Genomic DNA, 17,914 nt, shown 5'->3' with positions numbered 1-17,914 from the left:
GATTATGCCGAGTAACGCAACTCTTTATTAATTAATATATTAATCAATATAAAGAGCAAAGTGCTCGTGATGTTCAACCAACTGTTCGCGGGTTAACATAAACACACCATCACCACCAAATTCGAAATCTAACCAGATAAATGGAATATCTGGATATTGCTCAATCAGATGCACCATACTGTTACCCACTTCGCACACTAAAATCCCCTCTTCGGTTAAGAAGCGTGGAGCATTAGCGAGAATGCGGCGAACCAGTTTCAGACCATCGCTACCGGCTGCCAACGCCAGCTCAGGCTCGACACGGAACTCTTGCGGCAAATCGTCCATATCTTCTGCATCCACATACGGTGGATTGGTAACGATCAGGTCATATTTAACGTCCGGCATATCACGGAATAGGTCAGAACGAATTGGGATCACGCGGTGCTCTAAACCGTGATTCGCAATGTTTTGCTCAGCCACAGCCAAGACATCCGTAGAGATATCAACTGCATCGACTTCCGCTTCAGGGAATTCATGGGCGCAGGCAATCGCAATGCAGCCACTTCCCGTACACAGGTCAAGGATAGTTTGTGGTTCATCAGACAGTAAGCCCACAAAATGGTTGTTAATCAGCTCACCAATTGGCGAGCGTGGGATCAACACGCGCTCATCCACATAGAATTCATGTCCACAGAACCACGAACTGTTGGTCAGATAGGCAACTGGAATGCGGTCATTGATACGGCGTAATACGCGCTCAATAATGCGGTGACGCTCCGTTGGAGTCAGGCGCGAAGTTAGTAGCTCATCCGGTAAATCCAGCGGTAAATACAGGCTTGGCAAAACTAACTGTAAAGCTTCATCCCATGGGTTATCGGTGCCGTGACCATAATAGATATTGGCAGCATTAAAGCGGCTCATGGTCCAACGTAAAATGTCTTGAATGGTATGAAGTTCTGCGACGGCTTCATCAACGAAGATCTTTTCCAAGAAGGGATTCTCCTGCCTGTGGATTAAAAGGGAAAATTTGAATGGCTAAAGTTTGCCACGAAGTGAAAGACAAATCAGCAGATTAATGTAAGAAAATACGCAGATAAGCACTTGTTTGCGCATTTTGGCGCTAAAAATAACCGCGCCCCGGATTTTCATCAAGGGCGCAGCGTCTATCATGCTATTAAAAACGTTACGCTAATTCTTCGACTTCTTTCTCGGTTTCTTCCGGTTTTTTTACCCATACCGCATAAGCAATGGTGAGTAACAACAACCAACCGATACCCACATACAGCGCAATTCGGGTACTTTCAAAATAGCCTAACACACCAAAAATAAACACCATAAAGGCAATCGCTAGGATTGGCGCAACTGGCCACATCGGCACTGGGAATTTCAATTGCTGAACTTGTTCTGGCGTCATCTTACGGCGCATCGCAAATTGCGCCAGTAAAATCATTAACCAGACCCAAATCGTGGCAAATGTAGCAATCGAGGCGATCACTAAGAACACATCTTCGGGGATCACATAGTTCAGTACCACACCAATAAACAGCACCAGCACCATGACTAAGACGGTCATCCATGGCACCCCATTTTTGGTTAACTTAGTGAATGATTTAGGCGCCTGCCCTTCATGAGCCATGCCATACATCATGCGACCCGCACCAAAAATGTCACTGTTAATGGCAGAAATGGCGGCGGTGATCACCACCACGTTCAAGATATTCGCCGCAGCTGAAATGCCTAAACTATCAAAAATCTGCACAAACGGGCTGCCATTTTGGCCAATTTGGTTCCACGGGTAGATGCACATCAGTACAAATAGCGTTAATACGTAGAACAGTAAGATACGTACAGGCACCGCATTAATGGCTTTTGGAATAGTCACTTCCGGATTTTTTGCTTCGCTCGCCGTGATCCCGATGACTTCAATTCCACCAAAGGCAAACATCACTACTGCAAATGAGGCGATGACGCCACCTATCCCATTTGGCATAAACCCGCCATGGTCAAATAAGTTTGATACCCCAACCGCATGTTCAGAGGCTTGACCGAAGCCAAACATCATAATGGCTGCACCACCGACGATCATCGCGACAATCGCTCCCACTTTAACTATCGACAACCAAAATTCCATTTCGCCGAATGTTTTGACGTGACACAGGTTAATGGCACCGATAAAGCAGATAATACTGAGCACCCAAATCCACTGAGCCACATCAGGGAACCATAATTTCATATAGACCCCAAATGCCGTGACATCAGCCAAGCAGACAATTAGCATTTCAAAAACATATGTCCAGCCGGTGAAAAAACCCGCTCGCGGACCTAAATAATGGCTAGCATATTGGGAGAATGACCCTGCCAATGGGCTGCGAACCGCCATTTCACCGAGCGCGCGCATCACCATAAAAACAGCGGCGCCCCCAATAATATAAGCCAGTAAAACGGCCGGGCCGGCAGTCTCAATAGCTTTGGCTGAACCATAGAATAACCCCGTTCCTATTGCTGAACCGAGGGCCATAAATCGGATGTGGCGCGCAGAAAGCCCACGCGCAAGTTGTGATGTGCTTTGCATGTTGTGTCCTTCGTATTTTTATCAGTCGTTTCGAAGAGAATTCGCAGCCGATACATAGTCGGCTGCTTCTAAAACACTTACTTATAGGAACTGTTGGTTTTTATGAATGAAAAACCGAGTTTGCTGCAAACAACGTGGCAAGTTTATGTTGATCAATAAGCGAGATAGCCGCCTCGATATCCGGCGCGAAATAACGGTCTTTATCGTAATACGCCACTTTATCACGCAGAGTTTTACGGGCTTTTTCCAGTTTTTCACTCGATTTCAAGCCATCGCGAAAATCCATTCCCTGACACGCAGATAACCATTCAATGGCTAAAATGCCCGTCACGTTTTTCGCCATTTCCCATAAACGGCGACCTGCTGCTGGCGCCATGGAAACGTGGTCTTCTTGGTTGGCGGATGTTGGTAAGCTATCCACGCTAGATGGATGCGCTAATGCTTTGTTTTCACTGGCTAATGCTGCTGCTGTCACCTGTGCAATCATAAAGCCAGAGTTTACGCCACCATTGTTAACTAAGAATGGTGGCAATTGGGACATGTGCGTGTCCATCAACATCGCAATACGGCGCTCTGATAATGCCCCAATTTCGGCTAATGCCAGCGCGATATTGTCCGACGCCATGGCAACTGGCTCCGCATGGAAGTTACCGCCAGAAATAATGTCGCCGTTATCGGTAAACACCAGCGGGTTATCGGATACCGCATTGGATTCAATTAAAATCACTTCCGCCGCTTGGCGAATTTGCGTTAAGCAAGCTCCCATCACTTGAGGTTGACAACGTAGTGAGTATGGATCTTGAACTTTCGAGCAATTTACGTGAGATTGGGACAATTCACTCGTTGGCGATAAGACATCGCGGAATAACGCCGCCACATCGATTTGACCTTTTTGACCACGAACTTCTTGGACACGTGCATCAAATGGCTTGCGTGAACCTAATGTCGCTTCAACACTTAACGCTCCACACACAATGCCGGATAACAGCAGATTTTCCGCCGCAAACAAACCTTTTAACGCAAATGCCGTCGAGGTTTGTGTCCCGTTCAATAGTGCTAAGCCTTCTTTAGCTTCCAGCGTTAATGGTTTCAAGCCCGCTTTTTCTAACGCTTTTTTCGCAGGTAGCCATTGGCCTTCAAAGCGCGCTTGCCCTTCACCAATCAAAATCAAGCTCATATGCGCTAGCGGTGCTAAATCGCCAGATGCGCCCACTGATCCTTTTGCAGGAATATACGGATAGACTTGTGCGTTAACCAGTGCAATCAGTGCTTCAATCACTTCCAAGCGAATACCTGAAAAACCGCGCGCAAGGCTGTTGATTTTTAATACCATAATCAAGCGAACCAGGTCATCGTCCAGTGGCTCACCGACGCCAGCCGCATGGGACATCACAATCGAGCGCTGTAAAGATTGTAAATCTTTGCTGGCAATACGCGTGTTAGCAAGTAAACCAAAACCAGTATTGATCCCATACGCGGTTTTATCTTCCGCTATAATTTGATTGACAGTCGCAACGCTTTTTTCGATAACACTGTGGGCATGTTTATCTAACGCAACAGTCACTGGCTTTTGGAAAACAACGCGTAATTCGTCGAGTGTCATTTTCCCTGGATGGATAGTTAATTTAGTCATCAATGGCACTCCTTAACGTGTTTTTAGCATAGGTAAGTTTAAGTTTTTCTCTTTGGCGCATTCGATAGCAATGTCATAGCCCGCATCCGCGTGGCGCATCACTCCTGTCGCTGGATCATTATGCAATACGCGAGCAATGCGTTCCGCCGCCGCATCAGTTCCATCACAGACAATCACCACACCAGAATGTTGGGAGAAGCCCATTCCGACACCGCCACCATGATGCAATGACACCCATGTTGCGCCGCTCGCCGTATTTAATAGTGCGTTGAGTAACGGCCAATCAGACACCGCATCTGAGCCATCTTTCATCGCTTCAGTTTCACGGTTTGGACTCGCTACCGAGCCTGAATCTAAATGGTCACGACCAATCACAATCGGTGCAGAAACTTCGCCACTTCTGACCATTTCATTGAACGCTAAACCTAATTTGGCGCGATCGCCCAAACCAACCCAGCAAATGCGTGCCGGTAAGCCTTGGAAACTAATACGTTCACGCGCCATGTCTAGCCAACGATGCAGATGCTTATCGTCTGGCAGTAATTCTTTCACTTTGGCATCCGTTTTATAGATATCTTCAGGATCCCCAGATAGCGCCACCCAACGGAATGGACCAACACCGCGGCAAAATAGTGGGCGAATATAGGCTGGAACAAACCCAGGGAAGTCAAACGCATGTTCAACACCCATTTCCAGAGCCATTTGACGAATGTTGTTACCATAATCGAATGTCGGAATGCCTTGGGCTTGGAAAGCCAGCATCGCTTTCACATGTTCTGCCATGGATTTTTTCGCCGCCAGCGCAGTGCCTTGTGGGTCTTTCACGCTCTTTTCGCGGTATTCGTCCCAACTCATGCCAATTGGCAGATAACCATTGAGCGGGTCGTGGGCACTGGTTTGGTCGGTGACCATGTCTGGCTTAATGCCGCGACGAACCATTTCAGGTAAAACTTCAGCCGCGTTAGCGCACAGCGCGATAGAAACGGCTTTACCTTCTGAGGTGTACTTTTTGATGCGCGCTAATGCGTCATCCAGATCGGTGGCTTGTTCATCCACATAGCGAGTTCTTAAGCGGAAATCGATACGGCTTTGCTGGCACTCAATATTTAATGAGCAAGCCCCTGCTAACGTTGCTGCTAACGGCTGTGCGCCCCCCATTCCACCTAGACCGGCGGTTAATACCCAACGCCCAGTGAGATCACCATTGTAATGTTGGCGACCTGCTTCAACGAAAGTTTCATAGGTGCCTTGAACAATCCCTTGGCTACCGATGTAAATCCAGCTTCCTGCCGTCATTTGACCGTACATAGCTAAGCCTTTAGCATCCAATTCGTTGAAATGCTCCCAATTCGCCCAATGTGGCACAAGGTTGGAGTTAGCGATTAATACGCGGGGCGCGTTTTCGTGGGTTTTGAATACACCGACAGGTTTTCCTGATTGCACCAGTAGGGTTTCGTCGTTATCTAGCTGTTTCAGGGATTCAATAATTTGGTCATAGCATTGCCAGTTACGGGCTGCGCGGCCAATGCCACCATAAACCACAAGTTCATGGGGATTTTCTGCTACGTCAGGGTCGAGGTTGTTCATCAACATGCGCAGTGGCGCTTCTGTCAGCCAACTTTTAGCTGTTAAGGTCGTTCCACGAGGTGCTCGAATTTCAATATTACGATATTTGTTATTTAACTTTGTCACGAATATACCCTCACTTAGATGCGTGTTTGACTTATTGCGTCTCCTTATAGATATAGTTGTATATACATGTACAATCAATTTATTTTTTAACAATTGCGATGGCTAAAATAGACTCTAGCGATAAATATTATCTATTAAAAACAATGTGATAAAAAATCACCCTTTGATTTTACTGATGTTTTTTTATTCTAAATATGCCTACCAGATCACATTTAATTCACAGTTATTTTACATTTAATGTTGGCAGGAATGGTAATGAGCACAGCCAACAACCCTGCGCTCAGATGAGAATAAGTGTGGGAATGAAATATCGTTAATTAAAAAACGCTATGAGGAAAAACTGCCTTTGAGTTTATATCGATGACCGGGAAACAATAACTTCGTACTGGTCACGATATGGCTTTGTGACCATGTTCGTCGGGTAATTTGCAGGCACGATGCGCCCACATGCACTTGCAAAAGCCGGGCACTACGGTCATCCGCTTCTACCGCTTCAACAATATGCTCGCCCTGAGTCAGAGGCGCAACACGGGATAAATAATCATGGGGAGTGATGGTCAGAAAGTCTTGTTCCAGATAATCCGGTGCTGCCAGCGCATTCACAAAACGGTCTTCAATTTGTACTGGAATATCATTCTCCAAATGGACAATCACGGAATGATAAACCGGCGTTTCTGGGGAAATATTTAACTCTTTAGCCAGTGTCACTGATGCACTGACTTGTTCTAACTTGTTAATTTTGCAGCTGTATTGATGATTTCTGGCGAGGATCTCATCTTCAATGCTGTGGATTTCAAACAAGGCTGATTGCCCTTTAGGCTCGGCAACAAAGGTGCCAACGCCTTGAAGACGCACCAATAATCCTTCAGCGGTAAGTTCCCGCAAGGCTCGGTTCGCCGTCATTCGGCTACAATCAAACTGCACTACCAACTCGGCTTCTGAAGGCACACGATCGTTGGCTTGCCACTCTCCTGATTGTATTTTTTCAATAATTGACTGCTTAACTTGCAAATACAATGGAACAGGAGTTTTCAGCTTCGGTTTTTTTTCGGCTGTCACGTTTATTTCCAAATAAGTAATGTGTGTGAGTCGTCAACATTGAAAATTAATCAAAATAATTGCTGCCTATAGTGGAGATGATATTCTTAGGCAGCAATCAGAACTTTATGAGCAAATAGTATTATAACCTGAAAAACAAAAACGCTTTTTCTATTTTAACTAAAATAAACCATTAATTTTTGTGGGTGACTTTTCCTTGATAAACGCGCTGATTTAATGGATTAGTGCCCTGTTCATAAATCATTTCTACCGGATCCTTAGCATTCCAGACCACAAAGTTGGCTTGATAGCCTACGCGTAGTTGCCCAAGACTGTTTTCTCGCCCTAGGGCTTTCGCCGCGTGACGAGTCACTCCTGCCCAAATTTCTTCAGGGGTTAGTCTAAATAATACCGCCGCCATATTCATCACCATACGCAGTGAAGCAAATGGGCTGGTGCCTGGGTTAAAGTCTGTAGAGATGGCCATGGGCACTTGGTTTTCGCGTAATAATTCAATCGGCGGTAATTTGGTTTCACGTAAAAAATAGAACGCACCGGGTAATAATACCGCCACGGTTCCACTGCGTTTGAGGGCCTGAATACCTTGGAGATCTAAGTATTCAATATGGTCGACTGATAGCCCGTTAAACTCCGCCACCAGCTCGCTTCCCCCTAAATTAGAGAGTTGCTCCACATGCCCTTTTACTGGAATTCCTAATTTTTTCGCTGCTAAGAATAATTTCTCGCTTTGTTTAAGAGAAAAGCCAACACTTTCACAGAACACGTCCACCGCATCAAATAGCCCTTTCTTCCATAGCTGCGGCATAATTTCATCGCAAATAAGGTCAATGTAATCGTCTGCTTTACCTTTATATTCTGGTGGAACCGTATGCGCGGAAAGTAATGTCGAGGACACATCTATCGGATAAGCTGCAAATAATCGTTTTGCCACTGACAGTTGTTTCTCTTCGTTGGCAAGATCTAAACCATAGCCCGATTTCATTTCAATGGTGGTGACACCTTCACGGATCAACGCGTCTAAACGCGGTTTCGACACCTCAAATAGCTCAGCTTCACTCATGGCTCGCGTGGAGCGAACGGTGGAATTGATCCCGCCACCTTGTGCACTAATCGTTTCATAGGAGACGCCATTCATGCGCTGTTCCCACTCTGCGGCTCGGTTACCGCCAAACACTAAGTGGGTATGGCAATCAATCAGTCCCGGTGTGATTAAGCGACCTTCAACATCAATGATGTGGCAACCGTTGGCATCTACTTGGTCACTTGGGTGAATGGCAATGATCTGCTCACCACGAATGATTAAATCGTAATTTTCCAGTAACCCGTATGCCGTTCCAAGTTCAGTATTCATTGTGGCGATCCGCCCGTTACGCCAGATCACATCATTTGCGTGTGCTTTAAATAACATAAATCATCCCATGGCAGCAGAAACCCGATTCGGCTTCACATATGAAAGGTACAGATATAAACGTATAGATATGTATATACAATTAGACTACTTATCGGTCTGTTGTCAATGTCTACTCACGTAAAAGTTATAAATTTGTTACGCAGCGCTAAAAATATTCTATGATAACCGTTCATGGGAAAAATGAGTTACACTACGATCCGTTTTGTGGGATCCGTTTTGTGGGATCCGTTTTGTGGGTTCTGTTTTGCACATCCAAGAAAGCATCATTTATTAACAATTGATTTATAAACAATGACTAAAAATAAATTCGCCTTAGAAGATGGCGACATCAATCTCTTTAAAGACGCTATTCAAGGTGCTAAGAAAATTCACCAAGACCAAATAGTGCATGCCCCTATTCGCGCGAAAGTCACTCAACCATCCAGTAAAAAAGTTCAGCAAGAACAAGTGGATGCTTCGTTTTATTTTTCTGATGAATTTCAACCACAGCTCGATAATGAAGGTCCTACTCGTTATTTAAGACCGGATGCCAACCCGTATGAGTTGAAAAAATTACGTCGTGGAGACTATGTGCCGGAGTTATTTCTGGATCTCCATGGGTTGACCCAAATGGAAGCGAAACAAGAAATTGGTGCGTTAATTGCGGCCTGTAAGCGGGAAAATGTCCATTGTGCCTGCATCATGCATGGGCACGGTAAGCATATTTTGAAGCAGCAAACGCCACTGTGGTTAGCTCAACATCCTGATATTGTTGCTTTTCACCAAGCCCCTAAAGAGTGGGGTGGCAATGCTTCGTTGCTATTATTAATTGAAACGACTGAGAGTGCTCGTCGTTAAGCACTCACTTCGTTTAGTTTTCATCTCCTAGGATGCTCAAACTTAAGATTGGGTCAACGAAATCTGCGATGGGCTGAGCATCCATTCTAAGTGGCATTTCATCTGCTCAGTATCCACTTCAACACATGCAATCGTCGATGTTGTAAACATTGGCGGTGCTTCGTGGGGACATAACTCCGAGACCAAATAGCCAACCAGTGGCAGGTGCGAAACCACTAAAACTGCTTTGGCACCACTAAATGCATAGTCTCGAATTTGAGAGGCAACCCAATCCGCATTTCCTCCAGGGGTTAACCCTTCCATGATTTGCGCTTGTGCTGGCAGCGATAACGCATCACGCATCACTTGTAATGTCTGCTCTGCGCGTAAATAGGGGCTCACTAATACCGTATCAATCTGAGGTTGACGGGCTTGTAACCATTTCGCCATCAGTACCGAATCATCTTTTCCCTTTTGGGTTAATGGCCTTGCTGAATCACTCGCCGCCTGAATCGCCGCATCACCGTGACGCATAATATAAACTTGCATAATCCACCATCTGTGCCGTAGTCCCACAAGAGAATACGGGTCTTTTTGTTAAGATAATTATTGTTAAAGATAACCATCAGTTGGGTGAGGAGAGATTCTGCAACAAACCCGTTGCAAATAAAATGATTTACATTGTTTTTTACTGACATTTTTGGTTATTCAGCCATAAAAAAACCTGATAACCACAGCGTTTAACTGTGGCATCAGGTTGATTAAACAGCGATTATCGCTTAATAAATATCGTTATTTTCTTCCGTCGATGATGCATTTTTTTCATGATCATTCACCGGATAAAACGTGCGATTAGACTGTGCCATTTCAATCAATAAATCACACGGCGCAAACTTATCACCCTGTTTTTCCGCTAAGTGTTGCAACGTTTCCACAGTTTTACTGATACCAAGGCTATCCATATAACGGAAAGGCCCCCCGAAGAATGGCGGGAAACCAATACCAAATACCGCACCAATATCCCCATCTCGCGCACTACGAATAATCTTCTCATCTAAACAGCGAGCAGCTTCATTGAGCATTAACATAACACAGCGTTGAGCGATATCTGTTTGGCTCGTTGACGTTGAGGGGTGAATGTTAATCAGTGAATAAATACCATGATCAACTTGACGTTTTGTGGATTTTTTCCAGAAAGCTAACTTACTTTTTGACTGCCCGTAAACATAAAAACCACGGCCGTTTTTCTTCCCTTTACGGTCATCGTTGACCACTTTGTCAAGCGCATCAGGGGCTTTAAAACGGTTGCCAAAGCGTTCAACGAGAATCGGTAAAATTTTGGTTCCAACATCGATACCCACTTCATCAAGTAGATGGAAAGGTCCAACTGGGAAACCAAATTTCACTAACGCCTTATCAATATGGTCAATCGCCGCGCCTTCCACAAGGCATTGCGCCGCTTCACACAAATAAGGTGCCAGAATACGGTTCACATAGAAGCCCGCATCATCACCAACGACGATGGCGGTTTTACCTTGGCGCTTAGCAAAGGCAATCGTGGTTGCAATGGTGGTGGCATCCGTTTGCTGATGAGGGATCACTTCCACCAGTGGCATTTTATCCACGGGACTAAAATAGTGCAGCCCAATCACTTTCTCAGGATGGGGGCTACCTTCCGCAATTCGATGGATGGGTAATGAAGAGGTATTTGAGGCAAAAATCGCTTTTCCATCTGACATTTTTGCGGTTTCTTGCACCATTTTACGTTTCAGAGCCAGATCTTCAAACACGGCTTCCACCACAATATCCGCTGACTCTAGTCCTTGATAGGTCAATGTTCCCGAGATCCGAGCCATAATTGCATCCCGCTCCCGAGGCTGTAAGCGCCTTTTACTCACTCGCTGGGAAAGCAGATCCCAGCTATAACGCAGAGCTTGAGCGATACCTTTGTCTGAAATATCTTTAATGCGTACTGGATATTTACCCAATACCGCACTCACATAAGCGATGCCACCGCCCATCAACCCACCACCAAGCACACCCACTTGTTTGATAATTTGCGGTTTAGCGTCCGCCCCAGTTTCATTTTTCAATGCAGTAGAGGCAAAAAATAGGCTACGTAATGCGGCAGATTCTGGCGTCATCGCCAGTTCACCAAACGCTTTGGCTTCTTCAGCGAACCCCGTTTTTAGCCCGCTATTCATACCCGCTTTCACCACCTGAATAATTTTTTCTGGTGCCGGATAGTGTCCTTGAGTTTTACTTAATGTTTTCTCTTTTGCGCTGGAAAACACTTTATTACGCAATAACTTGCTACTGAGTAAACGCTGTTGCCAAGGGAGAGCTTTACGTTTTACGCCCCCTTTCTGCGCCAGTTCAACCGCCGTATCCAGTAGAATCGAAACCGGAACCACGTCATCGACTAATCGCATTTTTAACGCTTGTTTGCCTTTTAATTGGCGTCCTGTCAGCATCATATCTAAAGCATTTGGGATCCCAATTAAACGCGGTAAACGCTGAGTTCCGCCGGATCCTGGCAGTAACCCTAACTGCACTTCAGGTAAACCCAGTTTGGTTTTATCGTCATCAGAACAAATGCGCGCATGACAAGCGAGCGCTAACTCCAAGCCACCACCAAGGCACGCGCCATGAATAGCCGCAATAATCGGTAATGGGTAATTTTCAATTTTATCGAACAGAGTGTGCCCCTGCTTAGATAGCTCACTCGCCTGCTCTTTACTGGTGCAGTTAGCTATCATGCTAATATCTGCTCCTGCGATAAAACTGTCTTTTTTGCCCGAGGTGATCACCAAGCCTTTCAGACCTGATGTCGATTGTGCTTGCTGTAAAATGGCATGAAATTGCTGTGCAAACTCCGCCTTTAGGGTGTTCACTTTTTCATTAGGAACATCAATGTAAATCACACCAACATTGCCATTTACTATCTTTAATGTGAATGCAGGTTCTGTGATGACTGCTGAATGTTGCGTCATTATTCCGCCTCCAAAATCATTGCTACACCAAGCCCACCCGCCGCACACGCTGTGGTTAACCCAAATCCGCCTCCGCGTCTACGTAGCTCATTCAATGTTTGGGTCACCATTCTCGCTCCTGTCGCGGCAAAAGGATGACCATAAGCAATAGAACCACCCAGCACATTAAATTTATCCATATCAATTTCCCCAATCGCTTTCGACAAGCCAAGTTTTTCTTGAGCAAATTTTTGACTGGCAAACATTTGAATATTGGAGAGTGTTTGAGCAGCGAACGCTTCGTGCATATCAATCAAAGTCAAATCTTGCAGAGAAAGCCCCGCTCTTTGTAATGCAATCGGTGTGGCGTAGGAAGGTCCCAGTAGCATATCTTCCCACACATCGATTGCCGAGAAAGCATAACTTTTGATGTACCCTAACGGGGTATAACCCAATGCTTTTGCTCGAGATTCAGTCATCATCAACACAGCAGCCGCCCCATCAGTTAATGGTGTGCTATTGGCTGCGGTCACGCTACCGTGTTTTCTATCAAACGCAGGTCTGAGTTTCGCATAGGAAGCGAGCACGGAATTTTCACGCACGTTGTTATCTTGCGAAAATGCTTGCTTGTAAGGTGGCATATACGCGGTCATCACTTCTTGCTCTAGCACGCCACTTTTCCAAGCTTTAGCTGCCAGCAAATGAGAGCGATGAGCTAATTCGTCTTGTTGCTCGCGACTAATATGGTAACTTTTCGCCATCTGCTCGGCGGTATCTCCCATACGTAATCCCGTCGAGTATTCCGCGACACCTGGCGCAACGGGCGCTAAATCTTTCAGGCGTAATTTACTGATAAGCGATAATTTTTGCCCAAAGGATTTGGCCTTACTTAACGCCAATAGCGTGGCAGCGAGCTTTTTCGATACACCGATAGGCAGCACGGAGGATGAATCTGCTCCACCCGCGACACCCACGGAGATATCCCCCACCATCATGCTTTGCGCCACATTCACAATCGCTTGAAAGCTGGTAGCACAGGCGCGAGAAACACTGTAAGCATCCGTCGAGACACTCATGCCAGTACCTAACACAATTTCTCTGGCAATATTAGGCGCTTCCGGCATTTGAACCACTTGCCCGAAAACCAATTGTTCAATAATCGACGGGTCAATATCACTACGATGCAGTAGTTCTGCAACGACGGTTTTGCCTAAATCTACCGCTGGCGTGTTCTGGTAGGCTGTGGATTGTTTAGCAAAAGGCAAACGTAATCCACTAACAATGGCAATCCTTTCTTTTGTGGCATGTTTATTATCGCCATGGTGGGAGAGTTGATTCATGGTCGCTCCTGCTAAAAGAAAAATAAGTAGAATTGTTGTGATTAAACTGAGAGGTCTGACCTGTATCGATTGTTAACATATTCTTCACATTTATCAATCAGCGTCGATAAAAAATGCGAGCTCACACACAAGTTACAATTAATTGGCAATAAAGAGGGGAAATTAGGTAAGTTTTTAGCAATAAAAAACCCATTCACTTCTAAAAATGACGCATCTGCGAAATAATAGAGTTAATGGGCTTTAAAAAGGAATTCAAACGTTTGATTAACGTAAGCCTAATTGAAAAATCAGACTTTCTGCTTCACAGCTAAATGTAAAGTTCGCGGATAACTCTACACCACCTGCAACAGGGTTGATTGAGTGAGTAATTTCGCACGGTTCTGACTCAACAGATTTGGCTTTTTCTGTGAGTGTTTTCAGCATCGCTTCAGCGTCTTGCTGAGTGGCGAAAACTTGCTGATACGATGCGGTGCAATCTTTATTTTCCAGAACTGTACCCACATCTACACAGCAGCACGCAGCCGTTTCATCCGCGCTACAACGTTTAATCGCATCAGTCATTTTATTCTCCCAATGAACAAACTGTTAAGTCAGTATCATAACGCTGAAAAAGTGCCAAACACTAGTGATATCAAATTTAGTTGCTAATAATCCAACATAAGTTTGATCTAGCTCCTTATATGAGCACTTATTACTCGTTAAGCTCATGCGAATGTTGCCATTTTGTTAATTACATCGCATTTTCGAAAAGAAAAATCGCACAAAAACAAAACAACCTTGCAACATACCCAGTGGTCAGACCTATACTCAGTGAACTGGTCTGATTTGTCATTGCGGCAAGCGACCCTACAATTCAGCGCTTCTTGCGATAGAAGTCGCTTATTTAAATAAAACATACAAGAGGGTTTTGGTCATGAACCAGAAAAACCTATTTGCTCGATCAGCTTTAGCAATCGCAGTGGCTGTTATCTCTTCCAATGCAAGCGCAGCTGGTTTTTTGCTGAATGAATATTCAACCTCAGCCTTAGGACGTGCATTTTCAGGCGCAGGAGCCGTCGGCGACAACGCAAGTGAAGGCAGCCGCAACCCAGCTGCAATGATGTTATTTGATCGACCAACCATGTCAATTGGTGCGGTTTATATTGACCCAACCGTAGATATCAAAGGGCGTGATAGCGATGCATTTACTGCCAACAACATCGCTCCTAATGCCGTAGTACCTAACGCTCACTTTATCTTCCCAATTAATGACAAATGGGCTGTAGGTACCTCAATGACCACTAACTTTGGTCTCTCTACTGACTTCCATAAAGATTATGCGGCAGGCTTAGTTGGCGGTAAAACAGATTTAAAAACCGTTAACTTGAATTTAAGTGGTGCCTATCGCATCAATGACAACTTTAGTTTTGGTTTAGGTGCGAATGCCGTGTATGCCGATGCTGAAATTACGCGTCACATGGGCATTGGTGCAGGAAAATTCCCACCATCATTAGGTATTACACCAAGCACAGATGCCGCTAAATTAAAAGGTGATGATTGGGGTTATGGTTGGAACGCAGGTCTTCTGTATGAAATCAACCAAGATAACCGTTTAAGTTTTACCTACCGTTCAAAAGTGAAAGTGAAATTTGAAGATGGTAAATATTCTAACGGGATCCCAAACCTTCCATTACCACCAATTCAAGCGCTTAACCCAACGGGTGGTAAAACTGTTAAGGGAACTTTAGATTTAAACCTACCTGATGTTTGGGAATTCTCCGGTTACCATAAAGTCGATCCGAAATGGGCAGTGCACTACAGTGTTTCTTATACAGGTTGGAGTACTTTCAAAGATTTAACTGCATATAGAAAAAGTGATGGCAAAGAGCTATTCCATAAACCAGAAAACTTTGATGATGCGTGGCGCTTAGCATTAGGTACCACTTACTTCTACGATGATAACTGGACATTCCGTACCGGTATTGCTTACGATGAAAGCCCAGTGCCATCTAAATACCGTTCAATTTCTATTCCTGACCAAGACCGTTACTGGCTAACCGCAGGTACCACTTATGCATTTAACAAAGATGCCTCTGTGGACTTAGGTATTGCCTATATGTACGGTAAAAAGGTTAATATCAATGAAAAATTGAACGAAAAAGATCCTACTACCGAAGTTCGTTTCAAATCTGAAGGCTCTGCATGGTTATACGGCGTTAACTTTAACTATACCTTCTAATCAGTTATATCTTATCGGGGGAGTTCGCTCCCCTGATATCTTCCTCTGCTTCACTTTCTTTTTATGCTCTTCGCAGAAAAATCATCCTCAAGCCAAATTTTTTCTTGACTTTTTTTTGTACAGATTTATATATTAATTATAGCCCGATGTTATTTTATTGTTAAAAGCATTCCTGCGGCTTATTCATGTACTGATCCCAGTCATAAGTATCCACCCAACCATTTTTAAATCGATTTTTAACTACGATGCTGCCCTTCATCTTTTTGACATGAAGACGCAGTAAAGTTGCTCACTAAGCTACCATCTGAGGAAAACCATGGAAAAAACATAGGAGGGCATTATGGGAACATTATTTACTATCAGCTTTGTTAGCGTGTTAGTCGTCAGTGCCGTGATTGACACAGTCATCCAACGAGGAAAACAGGACAATGACTAGCAGTTTATTTATCACTCTCTGATGTCCAAAAAAACATAGAGAGTGATAAACCCCACCGAATCAATCGATCAACCAATTAGTCAATCGAATCCAACTCCCCTTCAATGACCGCCGCATTTGGGTTATCTGCTGGTTGCAGCGTTCCCCCTTTAGATAAGAAATCATTACGTTGGAAGTAAGCTTCGCGGAACATTAAGTAAGGATCGGAAGAGCTTTTCAGCAATCCATCAGAATCAAGTAATCTTGCCCGGGTTTCTATACCCTCCAGTGCCCATTTACCCGCTGACATCCAGAACGTTAAATAACTCAGCATTGGGTAGAGATCATCTGCTAGGTTACCGCCTTGCTCACGCAATGTTGCGCTGCCATAACCCGGTAAAACCACATATGGACCGTAACCCACATCATAGTAGCCTAACGTATTTCCGAAACGCTTCGGTTCTTCTTTGACTAACTGAGGGTTTGCCATGCCAGCAACATCAATTAAGCCACCGATACCAAACACCGAGTTCAAGAAGAAGCGGTTAAAGTGCTTAAAGCCTTGCTCCACTTCTCCACGGAAAAAGCTGTTTAACATACTGGCTGGTTCTTCAAGGTTGCCGAGAAAGTTACTGAGTCCGTTTCGAGCAGGCATTGGCACGTAATCATTCCAAGCAACGGCTACAGGTCTTAAGACATATGGGTCTAAGACATTATAGTTAAAGTTAAACATTGCTCGGTTAAAGCCTTCTAACGGGTCTGAACGCTGCTGCGTTTCTGGATCAACGCTGGCGCATCCGGCCATTAAAACTCCCGCGAGAAGAACGCTACTTATGCGAAACTTCATCATTCTCTCCATCCTTTAGTCCACCTTGCCATGGTGTTTTTATCGTTATTGCTAATCGCTTTATCATAAAAGCAAATAGAAAAATCTGTTAAGCGTTTTGAGTGGTTTAATTGCCATATAGATATAATTATAACCTATTTAATTATCAACTTATCATAAGAAATACATTCGAATTACCCCAAATGCTCGAGTCACTTCAGTAAATGTCATTAATTAGTGCATTAACATAGGGATAGACTTATCTGAAATTATTTTAGACTCAACCGTCAGATGCTTAAAAACCCAACAAAGAAAAGAATAAAAAAGATAAAAGCAGAGAATTTGAGTGTAACAGCTTGATTCGATGGAGGGTGGACAGTAAAATGCCAAGCGCTATTTATCAACATCTCAATGTCCCCTTAGTTAAATGGATATAACGAGCCCCTCCTAAGGGCTAGTTGCAGGTTCGATTCCTGCAGGGGACAAATCCCGCACCAAGAACTGTCCCAATCTTTCTTCGCCCTATTTCGCTTTTACTTCTTCCTCTATATTATTTTGCTCATATTCCTATTTGATGGGCTGACCACAATGCGAACACTTTTTGCCTTATTGATTGCTATTCTTCTGATGGGTTGTACGATGGAGAAGTCGCCTTCCGTGGTTATGGCAGGGATGACAGCAAACCAAGTGATGCAAATAGAAGGAACGCCGGATGAGCAAACGAAGCAGGATGGTTATCAGCTATTTGTTTATCATGATAAACCACAACCAGAAGCCACAACTCAAATGACAGACCGCTGGTTTATTTTTAAGAATGGATATTTGTTAGAATATTCTACGCAATATTTAAATTCCTCTGTCACAACAAATACACCATTAAGATTAACTGCAAAACAAATATTATCTCAATGGATAGATAGCCAATCCTTGCCAACAAGCCCATCTGCTCACATAAACTAAAAGATAAACTGGTGATAT

At 44.3% G+C, this 17,914-nt stretch carries 14 protein-coding genes and 1 tRNA gene; 4 read left to right on the top strand and 11 right to left on the bottom strand.

The window, feature by feature from the left end; translation table 11 throughout:
- Positions 1-39: 39 nt before the first annotated feature.
- From prmB to hutI, 6 genes are all read right to left on the bottom strand, one after another.
- Complete coding sequence (gene prmB / locus PR799_RS07205; protein ID WP_154628921.1) at positions 40-972, bottom strand: 50S ribosomal protein L3 N(5)-glutamine methyltransferase; 933 nt, start codon at positions 970-972, stop codon at positions 40-42.
- Between the two features lie 193 nt (positions 973-1,165).
- Positions 1,166-2,554 carry an amino acid permease gene (locus PR799_RS07200; protein ID WP_154628922.1) on the bottom strand — a complete coding sequence of 463 codons (1,389 nt, stop codon included), beginning with the start codon at positions 2,552-2,554 and terminating at the stop codon, positions 1,166-1,168.
- 100 nt (positions 2,555-2,654) lie between these two features.
- A complete protein-coding gene (gene hutH, locus PR799_RS07195) occupies positions 2,655-4,187 on the bottom strand; it encodes a histidine ammonia-lyase (RefSeq protein ID WP_154628923.1) in 1,533 nt (510 codons plus the stop codon).
- 12 nt (positions 4,188-4,199) lie between these two features.
- Positions 4,200-5,879: a urocanate hydratase gene (gene hutU / locus PR799_RS07190; RefSeq protein ID WP_272521592.1), complete on the bottom strand. Its 1,680-nt coding sequence runs from the start codon at positions 5,877-5,879 to the stop codon at positions 4,200-4,202.
- A 327-nt stretch (positions 5,880-6,206) separates the two neighbouring features.
- Positions 6,207-6,938: a histidine utilization repressor gene (gene hutC, locus PR799_RS07185; protein WP_272521591.1), complete on the bottom strand. Its 732-nt coding sequence runs from the start codon at positions 6,936-6,938 to the stop codon at positions 6,207-6,209.
- Between the two features lie 172 nt (positions 6,939-7,110).
- On the bottom strand, positions 7,111-8,346 hold the full coding sequence (gene hutI / locus PR799_RS07180) for an imidazolonepropionase (RefSeq protein WP_272521589.1): 1,236 nt from the start codon (positions 8,344-8,346) through the stop codon (positions 7,111-7,113).
- Between the two features lie 294 nt (positions 8,347-8,640).
- On the opposite strand from hutI, the gene smrB reads away from it, so the two are divergent.
- The gene (gene smrB / locus PR799_RS07175; protein ID WP_036949350.1) at positions 8,641-9,186 is read left to right on the top strand and encodes an endonuclease SmrB; all 546 of its coding nucleotides are present in this window, start codon (positions 8,641-8,643) and stop codon (positions 9,184-9,186) included.
- A 42-nt stretch (positions 9,187-9,228) separates the two neighbouring features.
- On the opposite strand, the gene sixA is transcribed toward smrB, so the two are convergent.
- The 4 genes from sixA to PR799_RS07155 form a co-directional block, all read right to left on the bottom strand.
- Entirely contained in the window at positions 9,229-9,714 is a 486-nt protein-coding gene (gene sixA / locus PR799_RS07170; RefSeq protein ID WP_154628927.1) for a phosphohistidine phosphatase SixA, read from the bottom strand.
- 230 nt (positions 9,715-9,944) lie between these two features.
- A complete protein-coding gene (gene fadJ / locus PR799_RS07165) occupies positions 9,945-12,158 on the bottom strand; it encodes a fatty acid oxidation complex subunit alpha FadJ (RefSeq protein ID WP_272521587.1) in 2,214 nt (737 codons plus the stop codon).
- Complete coding sequence (gene fadI, locus PR799_RS07160) at positions 12,158-13,477, bottom strand: acetyl-CoA C-acyltransferase FadI (RefSeq protein ID WP_272521586.1); 1,320 nt, start codon at positions 13,475-13,477, stop codon at positions 12,158-12,160. The genes fadJ and fadI overlap by 1 nt, the downstream gene beginning before the upstream one ends.
- A gap of 264 nt (positions 13,478-13,741) precedes the next feature.
- Positions 13,742-14,038: a YfcZ/YiiS family protein gene (locus PR799_RS07155; protein WP_006660227.1), complete on the bottom strand. Its 297-nt coding sequence runs from the start codon at positions 14,036-14,038 to the stop codon at positions 13,742-13,744.
- A gap of 352 nt (positions 14,039-14,390) precedes the next feature.
- Here PR799_RS07155 and fadL point away from each other — a divergent pair, with 352 nt between their 5' ends.
- On the top strand, positions 14,391-15,695 hold the full coding sequence (fadL, locus tag PR799_RS07150; protein WP_272521585.1) for a long-chain fatty acid transporter FadL: 1,305 nt from the start codon (positions 14,391-14,393) through the stop codon (positions 15,693-15,695).
- 512 nt (positions 15,696-16,207) lie between these two features.
- Here the strand turns inward: fadL and mlaA are convergent.
- Entirely contained in the window at positions 16,208-16,957 is a 750-nt protein-coding gene (gene mlaA / locus PR799_RS07145) for a phospholipid-binding lipoprotein MlaA (RefSeq protein WP_154629018.1), read from the bottom strand.
- A gap of 392 nt (positions 16,958-17,349) precedes the next feature.
- Between mlaA and PR799_RS07140 the strand changes: the two genes are divergently transcribed.
- Both PR799_RS07140 and PR799_RS07135 read left to right on the top strand, forming a co-directional pair.
- Positions 17,350-17,421: transfer RNA gene (locus PR799_RS07140), tRNA-Arg, on the top strand.
- Between the two features lie 103 nt (positions 17,422-17,524).
- Complete coding sequence (locus tag PR799_RS07135; RefSeq protein WP_272521584.1) at positions 17,525-17,896, top strand: hypothetical protein; 372 nt, start codon at positions 17,525-17,527, stop codon at positions 17,894-17,896.
- Positions 17,897-17,914: the final 18 nt, after the last annotated feature.

This window comes from Providencia sp. PROV202, assembly GCF_028479565.1.
Classification (GTDB): Bacteria; Pseudomonadota; Gammaproteobacteria; order Enterobacterales; family Enterobacteriaceae; genus Providencia; species Providencia zhijiangensis.
Note: the sequence above shows the minus strand (reverse complement) of the source record. Positions and strands in the feature narration are given on the sequence as shown.

Excerpts from the sequence above, each read along its gene's own strand:
- fadL (WP_272521585.1), top strand. The coding sequence starts at position 14,391 with ATGAACCAGAAAAACCTATTTGCTCGATCAGCTTTAGCAATCGCAGTG.
- PR799_RS07155 (WP_006660227.1), bottom strand. The coding sequence starts at position 14,038 with ATGACTGATGCGATTAAACGTTGTAGCGCGGATGAAACGGCTGCGTGC.
- hutH (WP_154628923.1), bottom strand. The coding sequence starts at position 4,187 with ATGACTAAATTAACTATCCATCCAGGGAAAATGACACTCGACGAATTA.
- smrB (WP_036949350.1), top strand. The coding sequence starts at position 8,641 with ATGACTAAAAATAAATTCGCCTTAGAAGATGGCGACATCAATCTCTTT.
- fadJ (WP_272521587.1), bottom strand. The coding sequence starts at position 12,158 with ATGACGCAACATTCAGCAGTCATCACAGAACCTGCATTCACATTAAAG.
- PR799_RS07200 (WP_154628922.1), bottom strand. The coding sequence starts at position 2,554 with ATGCAAAGCACATCACAACTTGCGCGTGGGCTTTCTGCGCGCCACATC.
- hutI (WP_272521589.1), bottom strand. The coding sequence starts at position 8,346 with ATGTTATTTAAAGCACACGCAAATGATGTGATCTGGCGTAACGGGCGG.
- sixA (WP_154628927.1), bottom strand. The coding sequence starts at position 9,714 with ATGCAAGTTTATATTATGCGTCACGGTGATGCGGCGATTCAGGCGGCG.
- PR799_RS07135 (WP_272521584.1), top strand. The coding sequence starts at position 17,525 with ATGCGAACACTTTTTGCCTTATTGATTGCTATTCTTCTGATGGGTTGT.
- mlaA (WP_154629018.1), bottom strand. The coding sequence starts at position 16,957 with ATGAAGTTTCGCATAAGTAGCGTTCTTCTCGCGGGAGTTTTAATGGCC.
- fadI (WP_272521586.1), bottom strand. The coding sequence starts at position 13,477 with ATGAATCAACTCTCCCACCATGGCGATAATAAACATGCCACAAAAGAA.